Below are 14,452 nucleotides of genomic sequence, written 5' to 3' on the forward strand. Positions count from 1 at the left end.
CTCAGCGGCGCAGGTGGCACCGGATGGTCGTGCCCTCCGGACCGGTGTGCGTCCGCACCAGGTCGGCGAGGAGGTTGACCATCAGCAGCCCGCGTCCGCCGCGCTGGTCGCGGCTCGCGGGGCGGCGGCCCGCCAGGGGGTCGGTGAGGCGGCCCTTGTCGCGGACCTCGCACAGCACGTACCCGTCCTGGGGCCACACCGTGAGCACGCCCGTGCCGCCGCCGTGGACCACGCTGTTCGTGGTCAGCTCGGCGGTGATCAGGGCCAGGTTCTCCAGGGCCAGGCCGGCCAGGCCGAGGCGGGCGCCGTGGTCGGTGGCCAGGTGCCGGACCGCGGACAGGGAGTCCTCGTCGAAGGCGGTCCCGAGCACGTCCGGGCCGGTGCCGGGGGCGGGCGGCAGCGGCTCGTTGTAGCGGGCGACCACGCCGTCGGGGTCGTAGGCCGCGCTGGGCTGCTCCGCTCCGGAGCCGGCCGGGATGACGACCGGGTGGGTGGCGTAGGCGTCGGCGAGCGCGCGCTCGTCGAGGCGGGCGGTGTCGTAGGGGCACAGGATGGTGACCTCGCGGCCCCGGAACGCGGCGTTGATCAGCGCCTCGTGCTGGGCGCAGGCCGGGTACTCGGCCGGGCTGCGGCCCGCCCAGACCGGCTCGCCGATGATGCGGACCCGCCGGCCGGGCGGCTGGGCGTCGGCGAAGGCGCGCAGCACCCCGGGGATGATCCGGCCGGGGTTGCGGCCGGCCTCCCGCATGTCCAGCCAGCGCACGCCGGCGCCGTCGGCGCCCAGTTCCTCCTGGACCAGCCGCAGGTTCTCGCCGGGGACGGCGACCGCGACGGGCTCGTCCGCCGCCAGCGCCGCCCGGACGAAGGGCACGGTGCCGGCCAGGTACTCGCGCGTGTCGCCGTAGAACAGCGCCGGGTGCACGAACGGCTCGGCGGGCTGGATGGGTTCGGCCGTCCCGGTCGTCACGGGGCCACCTCGATCCCGGGCAGGCCGGGCCACAGCAGGTCGAGTATGCGCGGCACGGCGTCCGGCGGCCGGTCCAGCACCAGACGCCGCCGGCCGCCGAGGCTGCCGGCGGCGTCCGCCAGCGCGCCGACGCCGGCGACGTCGACGAAGGTCAGCGCGGAAAGCTCCAAGTGATACACGTCCTCGCCCTCGCGAACGGCCCGGTCCAGCGCGCGCTCCCAGATATGTCGCGTGGTCAGGCTCACCTCGCCCGCCGCCCGGAATCCGGTCCGCCCGGTCAGCGGCTGTACATCGAGCCGCGGCACCGCGGGCTGCGGCACGGCGACGGCCGGCAGGGGCCACGCCGGCTCGGGTCCGCTCACGTCGTCTCCCAGCGCACAGGTACTTGTGTGCCCAGTATGCGCCCCGTTCCCCCGGACCCGGGTGTACGGCCTCACACCGGGGGCAGGCGAGAGGGGAACGACGAACGGCGGAGCGGGACGGAAGAGATGACCTCAGCGGCAGGCGCCTCGCACACCGGACGGCCCGTCCCCCTGGCCGTCCAGGGGCGTACGGAGGGCGGCCGGGCCCTGCTGACCGCGCACGGCGAACTGGTCCGCGGCTGCACGGACATCCTCACCGGGGCGCTGACGGCCCTGCCGGCGGGTGCCCGAGGGGTCGAACTGGACGTGTCCGGCGTGTCCTTCCTGGACACGGCGGGGCTGGCGGTCCTGGACACGCTGAGCGCGTACGGTCGTCGGCACGGCGTACCGGTACGGGTCACCGGCTGGCAGGGGCAGCCGCGCCGGGTGCTGGAGCTGGTGGGGCTGGACCCCGCGGACCCGCTGGGCGCCGCCCGGCCCGCGGACCTGACCGACCGCGGCGCGTCCGCGGTGGCGCAGGAGCGCGCCGAGCAACTGGACGTGCTGCACCTGGAGATAGAGCAGCTGCGGCACGCGATGGACTCGCGACCGGTGATCGACCAGGCCCGCGGCGTCCTGATGGCGGCGCACGGCTGCACCCCGGAACAGGCGTGGGAGATCCTGCGGGAGGCGTCCCAGCGGACCAACACCAAGCTGCGGCGGGTGGCGTCGGCGGTCACGGCGAGCGCGGCGCCGGGCGGACCGGCCCCGCCGGAGCCGCTGCGTACGGCGCTGGCCGCGGCGGTCCGCCGGGTCAGTACGGCAGGATGCGCCCCGAGGGAGTCCTGCGGTCGATCTCCTGCCCGCGCGGCGCGGCCGGCCGCCGGCTGACACGCACCCGGATCCGACGGTCCATGACGCCCTCCTCCTGCCGACACCGCCCGGCTGGACGCCGGTAGGAGGTGCGTGCCCAGGACCCGGCCCGTTCAAGCCTGCGCGGGCCAAGTCGTCATGTCATCACGGAGGTTGGCCGCGCGACCCTAGCGCGTCAGGTACCGGACGAGGACCGGGTCGAGCTGGGCCAGCCAGGCGGTCAGCCGGGCCCTGCGGCGGGCGTTCAGCTCGCAGGAGTACACCCCTCCGTCCCACAGCCGCACGGTGACGGTGAGGTGGTTGCCGCGCCAGTGGCGTTCGACGCGGGCGATCTCCTCCCAGGGGAAGTCGGCGGCGGCGCCCGCCACTTCGAGCAGCACTCCGGTGGCGCCCACGACCACACCGGACCGCGCGTCGGCGAGCACGGCCTCGGGGCTGCCGTACCCACCGCCGTACGGCACGGGCGGCGGCCCGAAGCCGGGCGGCGGCGGGGTGGCGGGCTGCGCGGGCAGGTGCGGGGGTGTGGCGGGCTGCGCGGACGGATGCGGCGGGGTGACGGGCTGCGCGGGCGGGGTGAACGCCTGCGGGGCGAACGCCGGGGAGGGGAACGCCTGCGCCGGTGGGGCCGCCTGCGGGGGTGTCAGCGGCTGCGGCGGGGGCGTCACCTGATGGGGTGTCGCCGCCTGCGGAGGCGTTGCCGTCCGCGGGGGCGTGGGCGCCTGCGGAGGTGTCGATGCGCGCGGAGGTGTCGATGCCTGGGGCGTGGCGAGGACGGTCGGCGCGTGTGCCGGTGCCGGGTCCGTCAGCCGGTCCAGCAGCGCGGTGGGCGTCGGCCGGTCCGCGGGTTCCTTCGCCAGGCACGCCGAGACCAGGTCCGCCAGCGCGGACGGCACGGCGGACAGGTCCGGCGGCTCGTGCACCGAGCGGTACATCAGCCCCATCGGCGTGCCCTCGCCCCAGGCCGCGCCGCCCGCCGCCGCGACCAGCACGGCGCCGAGGGCGAACACGTCGGCGGCGCCGGAGACATCGTGGCCGAGGGCCTGTTCGGGGGCGAGGAAACCGGGGGTGCCGAAGGCGGTGCCGGTGGCGGTGAGGCGGGTGGACTCCACGGCCCGGGCGATGCCGAAGTCGAGGACGCGGGGTCCGTCGGCGGCCATGATGATGTTGCCGGGCTTGAGGTCCCGGTGCACCAGCCCGCAGGAGTGGATGGACTCCAGCGCCTCGGCGAGGGCGGCGCCCAGGGACCGCAGCCGCGGCTCGTCCATGGCGCCCTCGGCGGCGAGCCGCTCGGCGAGGGTGGGGCCGGGGATGTAGGCGGTGGCCAGCCAGATCGGGTCGCCGTCGACGTCGGCGTCCACCACCGGCGCCGTGTGGAAGCCGCCGACCGCGCGGGCCGCCTCGACCTCGCTGCGGAACCGCTCCCGGAACACCGGGTCGGCGGCGAGTTCGGCCTTGGCCACCTTCAGCGCGACGGCCCGCCCGCCGCGCGTCCGTGCGAGATAGACCGTGCCCATGCCGCCCTCGCCGAGCCGGCGCTCGACGAGGTATCCCCCGATGCGTTCCATGCGGACAAGTATGGCCGCCGGACCTGACCCGTCCATGCCCAGCCGGGTACGGTCCGGGTCCGGCGGCCGGCACGGCTCGGAGCACGACGTCCACGTCGTAGGCGCGCAGCCACTCGTCCGGTCGGAGGGGCGTCCCCGGCGCCGGCGGGACGCCCCGTGCCGCTCATCGTCGGCTCTCCTCCGGTTCGGGGGACGGGATGGCCGGGCGCTGGAACAGGGCACCGGAGGTGCGGTGCGGAAGGTCCACGATCCGCAGGAGTTCGAAACCCTGGTCCAGGTAGTAGCGGTGCAGCGCGTGGTTGGTCTTCCAGGCGTCCAGGCGCAGCCAGCGTCTGCCCCGCCGGGCCGCCAGCGCGCCCGCCCAGTCCAGCAGCCGGGCGCCGAGCGCCTGGCCGGCGACGGACCGGCTCACCGCGAGGTCGTGCACGTACAGGGCGGAGGCCGGGTCGTCGTGGCGCCACCACTCCGGGTCTCCCCGCCCGTGGACGGTGATCGTGGCGACGGGCCGGCCGGCCCGGAAGGCGAGGTAGCAGTCGCCCGCCTCGATGGACTCCGCCATCCGCCACCGGCGCGGCGGGGACTGCCACTGGTCGAGACCCCGGCCGGCCAGCCAGCGGCTCGCCTCCAGCCACAGGGCCTCGACCTGGTCCAGCTCACCGGGCCGGGCGGCCCGTATGTCGTAGGCGGTCACCGGGCCGGCTCCGGTGCGCGGCCGGTGAGGAAGGCGAGGGCCACGGCCGCCTCGCAGGCGATGCCCGTGGCGAGCACGTCCTCGTCGACGGTCATGCGGGAGGAGTGCAGCGGCGGGGCCTCGTGCGGCGCCGTGCCCGGCGGGCAGGCGCCGAGGAAGGCCAGCGCGCCGGGGACGGCCCGCAGCACGTACGAGAAGTCCTCCGCCGTCATCAGCGGGGCGGGCAGCACCTCCACCGCGTCGGGGCCGAGCGCGTCGGCGGCGGCGGACAGCACGAGGTCGGTGAAGGCGGCGTCGTTGGCGGTGACCGGGTAGCCGGTCTCGACGGTCGCCTCCGCCGTCGCCCCGTGCGCGGCGGCCACGCCCCGGGCGACCCGGTCGATCGCCTCGTGCAGCCGCCGCCGGGTCGGCCCGGCCAGCGTGCGCAGGGTGCCCGCGAGTTCGGCGGTGTCCGGGATGACACCGTTGGCCGTGCCCGCGTTCAGCCGGGTCACGCTGAGCACGGCGCTGTCGTCGGCGGCCACGCCCCGGGTGACCGCCGTCTGCAGGGCGAGCACGATCTCGCAGGCCACCGGCACCGGGTCGCAGGCGGTGTGCGGTGCGGAGGCGTGCCCGCCGCGGCCCCGGACCACGACCCGGAACCGGTCGGAGGCCGCCATCTGCGGTCCGGGACGCAGCCGTACCGTCCCGGCCGGCAGGTTCGGGTGCACGTGCAGGGCGAACGCGGCGTCCGCCCGGACGCCGGACGCCTCCAGCACGCCCTCCTCGATCATCTGCCGGGCGCCGTGGTGGCCCTCCTCGCCGGGCTGGAACATGAACACCACGCGCCCGGGGAGCGCGTCCCGCCGCCCGGCGAGCAGCCGTGCCGCGCCCACCAGCATCGCCGCGTGGACGTCGTGCCCGCAGGCGTGCATCAGTCCGCCGGTCCGCGAGGCGAACGGCAGCCCGGTCTCCTCGGTGACGGGCAGCGCGTCCATGTCGGCCCGCAGCAGGATCGTCGGCCCGTCGTCCGCGCCGGCGAGGACCGCGGTGACGGAGGACAGCTCACGGCCGGTACGGATCTCGAGACCGAGCCCGTCGAGCGCGTCGAGGAGCAGCCGCTGGGTGTCCGGCAGTTCGAGTCCCAGCTCCGGGACCCGGTGCAGGGCGCGGCGCAGCGCCACGGCACCGGGAGCCAGCCGACGGGCCTCGCCGAGCAGACCGGAGCCGGGGACGGCACCGGCGGGGGCGGCCTCCGGTGTGCCGCGCGTGGTCCGGGGCGCAGGTGTCATGCGGCCGTTCTCCTTCCCGGGCCCGGCCCGATGGCGGCGCGGTCCGCAGCGACTGCGGACGAGGAGGCGGCACCCCCTCATCGCGGGGAGCGCGAGGAAGCGGTGCCCCCTCACCGTAGGGACGGCAGGGCCGTGCCGGACAGTCCCCGGCGACCCCGGCGCACGGGATTCGGACAGGGCCGGCCGCTGACAGGATGGCGGATTCCGCCCCCTGACCAGGGGCCGACGCGCTGACATGCTCGGATGAGGACCCCGCAGGCCCGGGGGGGTGAGGCCCCGTCCAGGGGCGACCGCAGGTGCGGTCCCGTGCTCGGCAAGCGGTGCTCCGCAAGTGCCCGTTATGTCCGGTGACCTGACCCGCCCTCAGCGTCCGTGGACGAGCCGTCGGGGTTGGCTCCCGGAGCACCGGAGAGACCGTCTCCTGCCGGCGGCACCGCCCGGCCGTCGTGGTCGCTGTACCCGACTGCCGTACGGCTTCGGCGACGGCGCCGGGGCGAACGGGGCCGCCACCCCGGGGTGGTGGCCGCCGTTCCTGCGTCTTCGCAGATAGAAACGCTTCTGCATCCGCAGTGTCTGGTGGGGCGGGTGGGACTCGAACCCACGGCCGACGGATTATGAGTCCGCTGCTCTAACCGGCTGAGCTACCGCCCCATAGCGGCGTGTCGCGTACAAGTGTGCGCGCCGTCTGCCGCAGCATAGCCGCTCATACGATCTCCTGCCTCGGATGGTCGGCTTCCGCGCTGCTCATGACCTTGAGGACACCGCCGCGGGCGCGGTGGTTCCCGCGAACAGGGAACGGACATGAAAAAGGACCCCCAAGGGGTCCTCGTTCACTGCGCTCCCCCGACTGGACTCGAACCAGTAACCTGCCGGTTAACAGCCGGCTGCTCTGCCAATTGAGCTACGGAGGACCGAAGCTCCCCCGACTGGACTCGAACCAGTAACCTGCCGGTTAACAGCCGGCTGCTCTGCCAATTGAGCTACGGAGGATCGCCTCGATTGCATCGAACGTACCTACCCGGGTATTCGCCAGGGGGCGGGCGCTCGCTGCGACACATACATTAGCGCAAGCAGGGGGGTGCTCCGCCAATCGGTACCCCCCGGCGCCAGCGCCGCACCAGAGACCTACGCACGGGAAGGGTGGCAGCCATGCGCTACCGGCTCACGTTCCTCGCCGGACTGTCCCTCGGTTACGTACTCGGCACGAGGGCCGGACGCGAGCGCTACGAGCAGCTGAAGAAGTCGGCCCGGCAGATCGCGCAGAACCCCGCGGTCCGCAACACCGCCGAGAGCGCGGCCCAGCAGGGCCGGGTCTACGCCGGCAAGGCCTTCCACACGGTCAGCGACAAGGTCGGCGACCGCGTCCCGGAGTCGGTGGCCCAGCGGGTCCGCTCCCTGCGGGAGCGCGATGTCAACGGCAGCCGCGGGGACGACTGGGGCACGAGCAACACGTAGGGGGCGGGGACCCGCACCCGGCGGAACACAGTCACCCCCGCCGATACGGCAAAATTCCTTGGCATGGGGATAGTCGCCGGCTTGGACAGCTCACCGGAGTTCACGCGCATCGTGGTCTGCGACACGGACACCGGTGCCGTACTACGGCAGGGGTACGCCCCGCACCCGATGGACGGACGCCCGAGCGACGTCGACCCGCAGGCCTGGCTGCTCTCCCTCGGGGAGGCGGCCGGCGGCGGCCTGCTGGAGGGCGTGCAGGCCATCGGGGTGGCGTCCCAGCAGAACGCGGTCGTGCCGCTGGACGCCCAGGGCAACACCGTCCGTCCGGCCATGGTCGGCGGGGACAAGCGCGCCCAGGTCGCGGCCGCCGACCTCGTGGACGCGCTCGGCGGCAAGGAGGCCTGGGCGCAGGCCGTCGGCTGCGTGCCCCAGGCGGCCCAGCCGGTCACCAAGCTGCGCTGGCTCGCGAAGACCGAGCCGGAGAACGCGCGGCGCACGGCCGTGCTGCTCCAGGCCCACGACTGGCTGGTCTGGCAGCTGCTCGGCCGGCCCGTGCGGAGGACCACCGACCGCGGCGGGGCCTCCGGCACCGGGTACTGGTCGGCGGCCACCGGTGCCTACCGGCCCGACCTGGTCGAGCTGGCGCTCGGCCACCAGGCGATGCTGCCGGAGGTGATCGGCCCGTCCGACGCGGCCGGTACGACCCCGGAGGGGCTGCTGATCTCCGCCGGCACCGGGGAGACCATGGCCGCCGCGTTCGGGCTGGGGATCGGCCTCGGGGACGCGGTCGTGTCGCTGGGGGCCTCCGGGTCCGTGATGGCCGTGCACCCGGAGGCGCTCGCCGACCAGACCGGGATGATCACCTCGCTCGCCGACGCCACCGGCATGCACCTGCCGGTCGTCACCACCCTGAACGCCGTACGCACCCTGCGCGGCACCGCCGAGCTCCTCGGCCTCCCGGACCTGGAGAGCCTGTCCGACCTGGCCATGAAGTCCACGCCGGGCGCGCACGGGCTGGTGCTGCTGCCCTATCTGGAGGGCGAGCGGACGCCGAACCTGCCGCACACCGCGGGGACCCTCGCGGGGCTGCGGCGCGAGTCGATGAAGCCCGAGCACCTGGCGCGGGCCGCGTTCGAGGGCATGCTGTGCGGGCTCGCCGACGCGCTGGACGTGCTGCGCGGGCGGGGCGTGGAGGTGCGACGGATCTTCCTGCTCGGCCCGGCCGCCGAACTGCCCGCCGTGCAGGCCTCGGCGCCGTCGCTGTTCGGCGCGCAGGTCGTCGTACCGCAGCCCGCGGACTACACGGCGATCGGCGCCGCCCGGCAGGCCGCCTGGGCGCTCGGCGTGTCGCAGGGCGCACTCGACCCGCGGACCCCGCCGGCCTGGCAGGGCGCGGCGGCGCAGGTGCTGGAGCCCGGTGAGGAGCTGGCCGTGGGACAGGCGGTGCGGCAGCAGTTCACGGCGGTGCGGGAGCAGACGCATCCGGGGGCGTTCCGGCCCTGAACCCGGGGATTAATCGGTTGAGGTAACGCGGGTGGAGTGTCCGACGATAGGGGCCAAGGGCAACCGTTCAGCCCCTGTCGCCGACTCCGAGAGACGTAGCGTGCTCATACGACTTCTGCGGACCTATCTCAGGCCCTACAAGAAACCCATCGCCTTGCTGGTGGTGCTGCAGTTCCTGCAGACCTGCGCCACCCTCTACCTGCCCACTCTCAACGCGGACATCATCGACAACGGTGTCGTGAAGGGTGACACGGGTTACATCCTGTCCTTCGGCGCCCTGATGATCGCCATCTCGCTGGTGCAGGTCGTGTGCAACATCGGTGCCGTGTACTACGGTGCCCGGACCGCCTCCGCGCTCGGCCGGGACGTGCGCGGGGCCGTCTTCGACCGGGTCCAGTCCTTCTCCGCGCGTGAGGTGGGTCACTTCGGGGCGCCCTCCCTCATCACCCGTACGACGAACGACGTGCAGCAGGTCCAGATGCTGGCCCTGATGACGTTCACCCTGATGGTGTCGGCGCCCATCATGTGCGTGGGCGGGATCGTGCTGGCGCTCGGCCTGGACGTGCCGCTGTCGGGGGTACTGGTCGCGGTCGTGCCGGTGCTCGGCGTCTCCGTGACGCTGATCGTGCGCCGGCTGCGTCCGCTGTTCCGGTCGATGCAGGTCCGGCTGGACACGGTGAACCGGGTGCTGCGCGAGCAGATCACCGGCAACCGGGTGATCCGCGCCTTCGTCCGGGACGAGTACGAGCAGGGCCGGTTCGGGAAGGCCAACGCCGAGCTGACCGACATGCAGCTGGCCACCGGCCGGATGCTCGCCCTGATGTTCCCGATCGTGATGACGGTGGTGAACCTGTCGTCCATCGCGGTGGTGTGGTTCGGCGCCCACCGGATCGACAGCGGCCAGATGGCGATCGGCGACCTCACCGCGTTCCTCGCCTATCTGATGCAGATCGTCATGTCCGTGATGATGGCCACCTTCATGTTCATGATGGTGCCGCGCGCGGAGGTGTGCGCCGAGCGCATCCAGGAGGTCCTGGACACCGATTCCAGCGTGGTGCCGCCGAAGGCTCCCGTCACCGAGCTGCGCGCGCACGGGCACCTGGAGATCCGGGGGGCGGGCTTCCGCTATCCGGGTGCCGAGGAGCCGGTGCTGAAGTCCATCGACCTGACGGCGCGGCCGGGTGAGACGACCGCCGTGATCGGCTCCACCGGCAGCGGCAAGTCGACGCTGCTCGGACTCGTCCCCCGGCTGTTCGACGCCACCGAGGGCGAGGTCCTCGTCGACGGAACGAACGTCCAGGAGGTCGACCCGCGGCTGCTCGCGAAGACCGTCGGACTGGTGCCGCAGAAGCCGTACCTGTTCGCGGGCACCGTCGCCACGAACCTTCGCTACGGCAATCCGGACGCCACCGACGAGGAGCTGTGGCACGCGCTGGAGGTGGCGCAGGCCAAGGACTTCGTCAGCAGGCTGGAGGGCGGCCTGGACGCGCCGATCGCGCAGGGAGGCACCAATGTCTCCGGCGGTCAGCGGCAGCGGCTCGCCATCGCCCGCACCCTGGTGCAGCGCCCGGAGATCTACCTCTTCGACGACTCCTTCTCCGCACTCGACTACGCCACCGACGCGGCCCTGCGCGCGGCGCTCGCCCGGGAGACCGCCGAGGCGACCGTCGTGATCGTCGCGCAGCGGGTGGCGACCATCCGGGACGCGGACCGGATCATCGTGCTGGACGAGGGCCGGGTCGTCGGCACCGGCCGGCACGCCGAGCTGATGGCATCCAACGAGACCTACCGGGAGATCGTGCTCTCCCAGCTGACGGAAGCGGAGGCCGCCTGATGGCCGGGCCCATGGGACGCATGATGGCCGGGGGCGGCCCCGACCAGCGCTCGATGGACTTCAAGGGGTCGGGCAAACGGCTCGTCGCCCAGTTCCGACCGGAACGGTTCACGATCTACGGCCTGCTGGCCTGCGTGGTCATCAGCGTGGGCCTCAACGTGATCGGCCCGAAGATCCTCGGCCGGGCCACCGACCTGGTGTTCGCCGGCATCATCGGCCGGCGGATGCCGGACGGCGCCAGCAAGGAGCAGGTGCTCGACTCCATGCGCGAGCGCGGCCAGGGCCGGGTCGCGGACATGCTGAAGGGCACCGACTTCACCCCCGGCAAGGGCATCGACTTCGGTGCCGTCGGGGACGTCCTGCTCCTCGCGCTCGGCACGTTCCTGGTCGCGGGCCTGCTGATGGCGATCGCGACCCGGCTGGTGAACCGGGCCGTGAACCGCACGATGTACCGGCTGCGGGAGGACGTGCAGACGAAGCTGTCGCGGCTGCCGCTGTCGTACTTCGACAAGCGGCAGCGCGGTGAGGTGCTGTCCCGGGCGACCAACGACATCGACAACATCGGGCAGACGCTCCAGCAGTCGATGGGTCAGCTGATCAACTCGGTGCTGACCATCATCGGCGTCCTCGCGATGATGTTCTGGGTGTCGTGGATCCTGGCGCTGGTCGCGCTGGTGACCGTGCCGCTGTCGTTCGTGGTCGCCACCCGGGTCGGCAAGCGGTCGCAGCCGCACTTCGTGCAGCAGTGGCGCTCCACCGGCAAGCTGAACGCGCACGTCGAGGAGATGTACACCGGGCACACCCTGGTGAAGGTGTTCGGCCGGCAGGATGAGTCGGCGCAGCAGTTCGCCGAGCAGAACGAGGCGCTGTACCAGGCCGCGTTCAAGGCGCAGTTCAACAGCGGTGTCATGCAGCCGCTGATGATGTTCGTGTCGAACCTGAACTACGTGCTGGTGGCGGTCGTGGGCGGTCTTCGTGTCGCGTCCGGCTCTCTGTCCATCGGTGACGTGCAGGCCTTCATCCAGTACTCGCGGCAGTTCTCGATGCCGCTGACCCAGGTGGCGTCGATGGCGAACCTGGTGCAGTCCGGTGTCGCCTCGGCCGAGCGGATCTTCGAACTCCTGGACGCGGAGGAGCAGGAGGCGGATCCGGTGCCGGGCGAGCGGCCGGAGGAACTGCGCGGACGGGTGCGCCTGGAGCACGTGTCGTTCCGGTACGACCCCGAGAAGCCGCTGATCGAGGACCTGTCGCTGACGGTGGAGCCGGGGCACACGGTGGCGATCGTCGGCCCGACCGGCGCGGGCAAGACCACGCTGGTCAACCTGCTGATGCGGTTCTACGACGTCTCGGGCGGCCGGATCACCCTGGACGGGGTCGACATCCGCAGGATGACCCGGGACGAACTGCGGTCCGGTATCGGCATGGTGCTCCAGGACACCTGGCTGTTCGGCGGCACCATCGCGGAGAACATCGCGTACGGCGCCGCGCGCGAGGTCACCCGGGGCGAGATCGAGGAGGCGGCCCGGGCCGCGCACGCGGACCGGTTCATCCGCACCCTGCCCGACGGGTACGACACCGTGATCGACGACGAGGGCACCGGCGTCAGCGCCGGTGAGAAGCAGCTGATCACCATCGCGCGGGCGTTCCTGTCCGACCCGGTGATCCTGGTGCTGGACGAGGCGACGAGTTCCGTGGACACGCGGACGGAGGTCCTGATCCAGAAGGCGATGGCCAAACTGGCGGCGGGCCGTACGTCGTTCGTGATCGCCCACCGGCTCTCCACGATCCGCGACGCGGACACCATCCTCGTGATGGAGAACGGGTCCATCGTGGAACAGGGCGCGCACGCCGAGCTGTTGGCGGCGGACGGGGCGTACGCCCGGCTGTACAAGGCCCAGTTCGCGCAGGCGGTCGCCGAGGTCGACTAGAGCGTCCCTCCGAGGGGCCGGCCGGACCGGAGGTGCGAGTTGCGCACACCGGCCCGGGCGGCCCGCGCGCCCGGCCCGGTGTCGCAGCGGCGGCCGGGGGAATCCGCGGAAAATCCCGTGAAACATTTCCCTCCCCCCACCGCATCAATGAGGTGGACGCGCCGCGCGATGCAAGGGGAGCAGATGGGACGACAGGCCAGGGCTGAGGAGTACGCGGAGTTCGCGGCCGTGCGGGCCGGACATCTGTATCGCGCCGCCTGTCTGCTGACCGCCGGGGACACGCATCTCGCCGAGGACCTCGTGCAGGAGACGCTGGGGCGGATCTACGTCCGCTGGGGACGCGTGGCGCGGGCCGACAACCCGGCCGCGTACGCGCAGACCGTGCTCACCCGCGCGTTCCTCGCCCATCAGCGGCGCCGCAGCAGCGGGGAGCGGGCGACCGGCACGCTGCCCGAGGTGGCGTACGCCGCCGGGGACACGCCGCTGCGGCTGACGCTGCTCGACGCGCTCGCGCGGCTGCCCGCGAAGGACCGGGCGGTCGTCGTCCTGCGGTACTGGGAGGACCGGTCCGTGCAGGAGACCGCCGATGCCCTCGACGCGAGTTCCGCCGCCGTACGGACCCGCTGCACGCGGGCGCTGGCCCGGCTGCGCGAGCTGCTGGGCGAGGACGTCGGCGCGTACGCCCGTCCCTGACACCGCGGTCCGCCCGCGTCCACCCGACCCCTTTTCACTCACCTCGCCGAAACGGTGGTTCCGCCATGCCTTACGACCAGCACAGCGACCCGCACAGCGACTCCTTCGAGGACCGGCTGTCCGCCGCCCTGCACCAGGCCGGCGGCGCCTTCGAGGCCGACCGGGGCGCGCTCGCCGCGGCCGGCGCGCTGCGGGGCCGGCGGCTGCGGCTGCGGCGCCGGGCGGCCGTCGTCGGCGGCGTCACCGGGGTGGCGCTCGCCGGAGCCTGCGGGGCGCTCCTCGTGCCGTGGGGGCACGGCTCCCCGGCCGCGCCGCAGCCGTCCTCCCTCGCCGCCGGCCCGCGCCCCGCCGGGACCCACGCGCCGGGCGTCGGCAAGGAGCAGATGATCCGGACCCTGGAACGGCTGCTGCCGCCGGGGAAGTCCGGCGAGGAGACGGGGCGCGGGTCCGAGGAGGGGCCCGCCGTCTTCCCGTTCGCCTCGGTCGTGTACGACGACGGCCACGGCGCCGCCGCCGTCTCCGTCAGCGTCAACCGCGTGGAGCCCGGCGGGACCGACGCGCGGCAGGCCGTCGAGTGCCCGGACAAGGTCTACGTCCCGTACGACTCCTGCGTCACGAAGCGCCTCACGGACGGCTCGGTGATCAGGGTCATGCGGGGCTACGAGTACCCGGACCGGCGTGCGCAGACCAAGCTGTGGACCGCGGAGCTGGTCACGCCGGCCGGTCAGCACGTCGCCGTGTCGGAGTGGAACGCGCCCTCCGAGAAGGGTGTCGCCGTCAGCCGGGACGAGCCCCCGCTGGACCCGGCCGCCCTGACCCGGCTCGCGTCGGCCGAGGAGTGGCGGACCCTCGTGGACGCCCTCCCGCACGACCCGCGCCGGCCCGAGGCCGACCCCACGGACCCCGGCGCCGGCCTGCACGCCCGTTCCCGGCTGCTGTCCCTGCTGCCCCGGCGGCTGAAGATCGTCGGCAGGAGCGGTGACGACGGCGACTTCGCCTACGTCGTCGTCGACGACGGCAAGGGCAGGAGCCTGGTGCAGGTCAACGTGCAGCCGGACCAGAACGAGGTCCGCGACGACCTCTTCGGCCCCGACGACGAGACGCTCGCCGACGGCACGCGGGTCGCCGTGCACCAGGGCCCCGGCGAGAAGGGCGGCGACGGCGTCGTCATGTGGACCGTCGACACGATGCGCAAGGACGGCTTCCGGGTCGTCATCAGCGCCTTCAACTCCGGTACGCAGCACGACTCCGCCACCCGGGCCACCCCGGCCCTCACCGTCGCGCAGCTCCGCGGGATCGCCCTCGACCCGCGCTGGCGGAGCTGAGGCCCC

At 73.5% G+C, this 14,452-nt stretch carries 12 protein-coding genes and 3 tRNA genes; 7 read left to right on the forward strand and 8 right to left on the reverse strand.

Translation table 11 applies throughout. The features are described 5' to 3' along the window. Position 1 precedes the first annotated feature (1 nt). On the reverse strand, positions 2-967 hold the full coding sequence (locus IEZ20_RS01010; RefSeq protein ID WP_189294135.1) for an anti-sigma factor RsbA family regulatory protein: 966 nt from the start codon (positions 965-967) through the stop codon (positions 2-4). After that, entirely contained in the window at positions 964-1,329 is a 366-nt protein-coding gene (locus IEZ20_RS01015) for an STAS domain-containing protein (protein WP_229895828.1), read from the reverse strand. The genes IEZ20_RS01010 and IEZ20_RS01015 overlap by 4 nt, the downstream gene beginning before the upstream one ends. A 126-nt stretch (positions 1,330-1,455) precedes the next feature. On the opposite strand from IEZ20_RS01015, the gene IEZ20_RS01020 reads away from it, so the two are divergent. Continuing rightward, a complete protein-coding gene (locus tag IEZ20_RS01020) occupies positions 1,456-2,199 on the forward strand; it encodes an ANTAR domain-containing protein (protein WP_189294136.1) in 744 nt (247 codons plus the stop codon). Between the two features lie 149 nt (positions 2,200-2,348). Here the strand turns inward: IEZ20_RS01020 and IEZ20_RS01025 are convergent, their stop codons facing one another. The 6 genes from IEZ20_RS01025 to IEZ20_RS01050 form a co-directional block, all read right to left on the reverse strand. After that, positions 2,349-3,746: a serine/threonine-protein kinase gene (locus IEZ20_RS01025; RefSeq protein WP_189294137.1), complete on the reverse strand. Its 1,398-nt coding sequence runs from the start codon at positions 3,744-3,746 to the stop codon at positions 2,349-2,351. Positions 3,747-3,909: 163 nt separating this feature from the next. Further along, the gene (locus tag IEZ20_RS01030; RefSeq protein WP_189294138.1) at positions 3,910-4,437 is read right to left on the reverse strand and encodes a GNAT family N-acetyltransferase; all 528 of its coding nucleotides are present in this window, start codon (positions 4,435-4,437) and stop codon (positions 3,910-3,912) included. After that, a complete protein-coding gene (locus IEZ20_RS01035; protein ID WP_189294139.1) occupies positions 4,434-5,708 on the reverse strand; it encodes a M20 metallopeptidase family protein in 1,275 nt (424 codons plus the stop codon). The genes IEZ20_RS01030 and IEZ20_RS01035 overlap by 4 nt, the downstream gene beginning before the upstream one ends. Before the next feature lie 574 nt (positions 5,709-6,282). Then, a tRNA-Ile gene (locus tag IEZ20_RS01040) sits at positions 6,283-6,359 on the reverse strand. Between the two features lie 187 nt (positions 6,360-6,546). Then, positions 6,547-6,619: transfer RNA gene (locus tag IEZ20_RS01045), tRNA-Asn, on the reverse strand. A 6-nt stretch (positions 6,620-6,625) separates the two neighbouring features. Then, positions 6,626-6,698, reverse strand: a tRNA-Asn gene (locus tag IEZ20_RS01050). Positions 6,699-6,857: 159 nt separating this feature from the next. Between IEZ20_RS01050 and IEZ20_RS01055 the strand changes: the two genes are divergently transcribed. The 6 genes from IEZ20_RS01055 to IEZ20_RS01080 all read left to right on the forward strand — a co-directional run bounded on the left by IEZ20_RS01055 (position 6,858) and on the right by IEZ20_RS01080 (position 14,446). Then, a complete protein-coding gene (locus IEZ20_RS01055) occupies positions 6,858-7,163 on the forward strand; it encodes a YtxH domain-containing protein (protein ID WP_189294140.1) in 306 nt (101 codons plus the stop codon). A gap of 63 nt (positions 7,164-7,226) precedes the next feature. After that, positions 7,227-8,666 (forward strand): FGGY family carbohydrate kinase, encoded by a 1,440-nt coding sequence (locus IEZ20_RS01060; protein WP_189294141.1) that lies wholly within the window; start codon positions 7,227-7,229, stop codon positions 8,664-8,666. A gap of 100 nt (positions 8,667-8,766) precedes the next feature. Continuing rightward, a complete protein-coding gene (locus IEZ20_RS01065) occupies positions 8,767-10,500 on the forward strand; it encodes an ABC transporter ATP-binding protein (protein WP_189294142.1) in 1,734 nt (577 codons plus the stop codon). Continuing rightward, complete coding sequence (locus tag IEZ20_RS01070; RefSeq protein WP_189294143.1) at positions 10,500-12,428, forward strand: ABC transporter ATP-binding protein; 1,929 nt, start codon at positions 10,500-10,502, stop codon at positions 12,426-12,428. Before IEZ20_RS01065 ends, IEZ20_RS01070 begins: the two co-directional genes overlap by 1 nt. Before the next feature lie 183 nt (positions 12,429-12,611). Then, a complete protein-coding gene (locus IEZ20_RS01075; RefSeq protein WP_189294144.1) occupies positions 12,612-13,121 on the forward strand; it encodes a SigE family RNA polymerase sigma factor in 510 nt (169 codons plus the stop codon). A gap of 65 nt (positions 13,122-13,186) precedes the next feature. Continuing rightward, positions 13,187-14,446 carry a hypothetical protein gene (locus IEZ20_RS01080; RefSeq protein WP_189294145.1) on the forward strand — a complete coding sequence of 420 codons (1,260 nt, stop codon included), beginning with the start codon at positions 13,187-13,189 and terminating at the stop codon, positions 14,444-14,446. The last annotated feature ends 6 nt before the right edge of the window (positions 14,447-14,452 follow it).

Origin of the sequence: Streptomyces cinerochromogenes, assembly GCF_014648635.1 — a bacterium.
Taxonomy (GTDB): domain Bacteria; phylum Actinomycetota; class Actinomycetes; order Streptomycetales; family Streptomycetaceae; genus Streptomyces; species Streptomyces cinerochromogenes.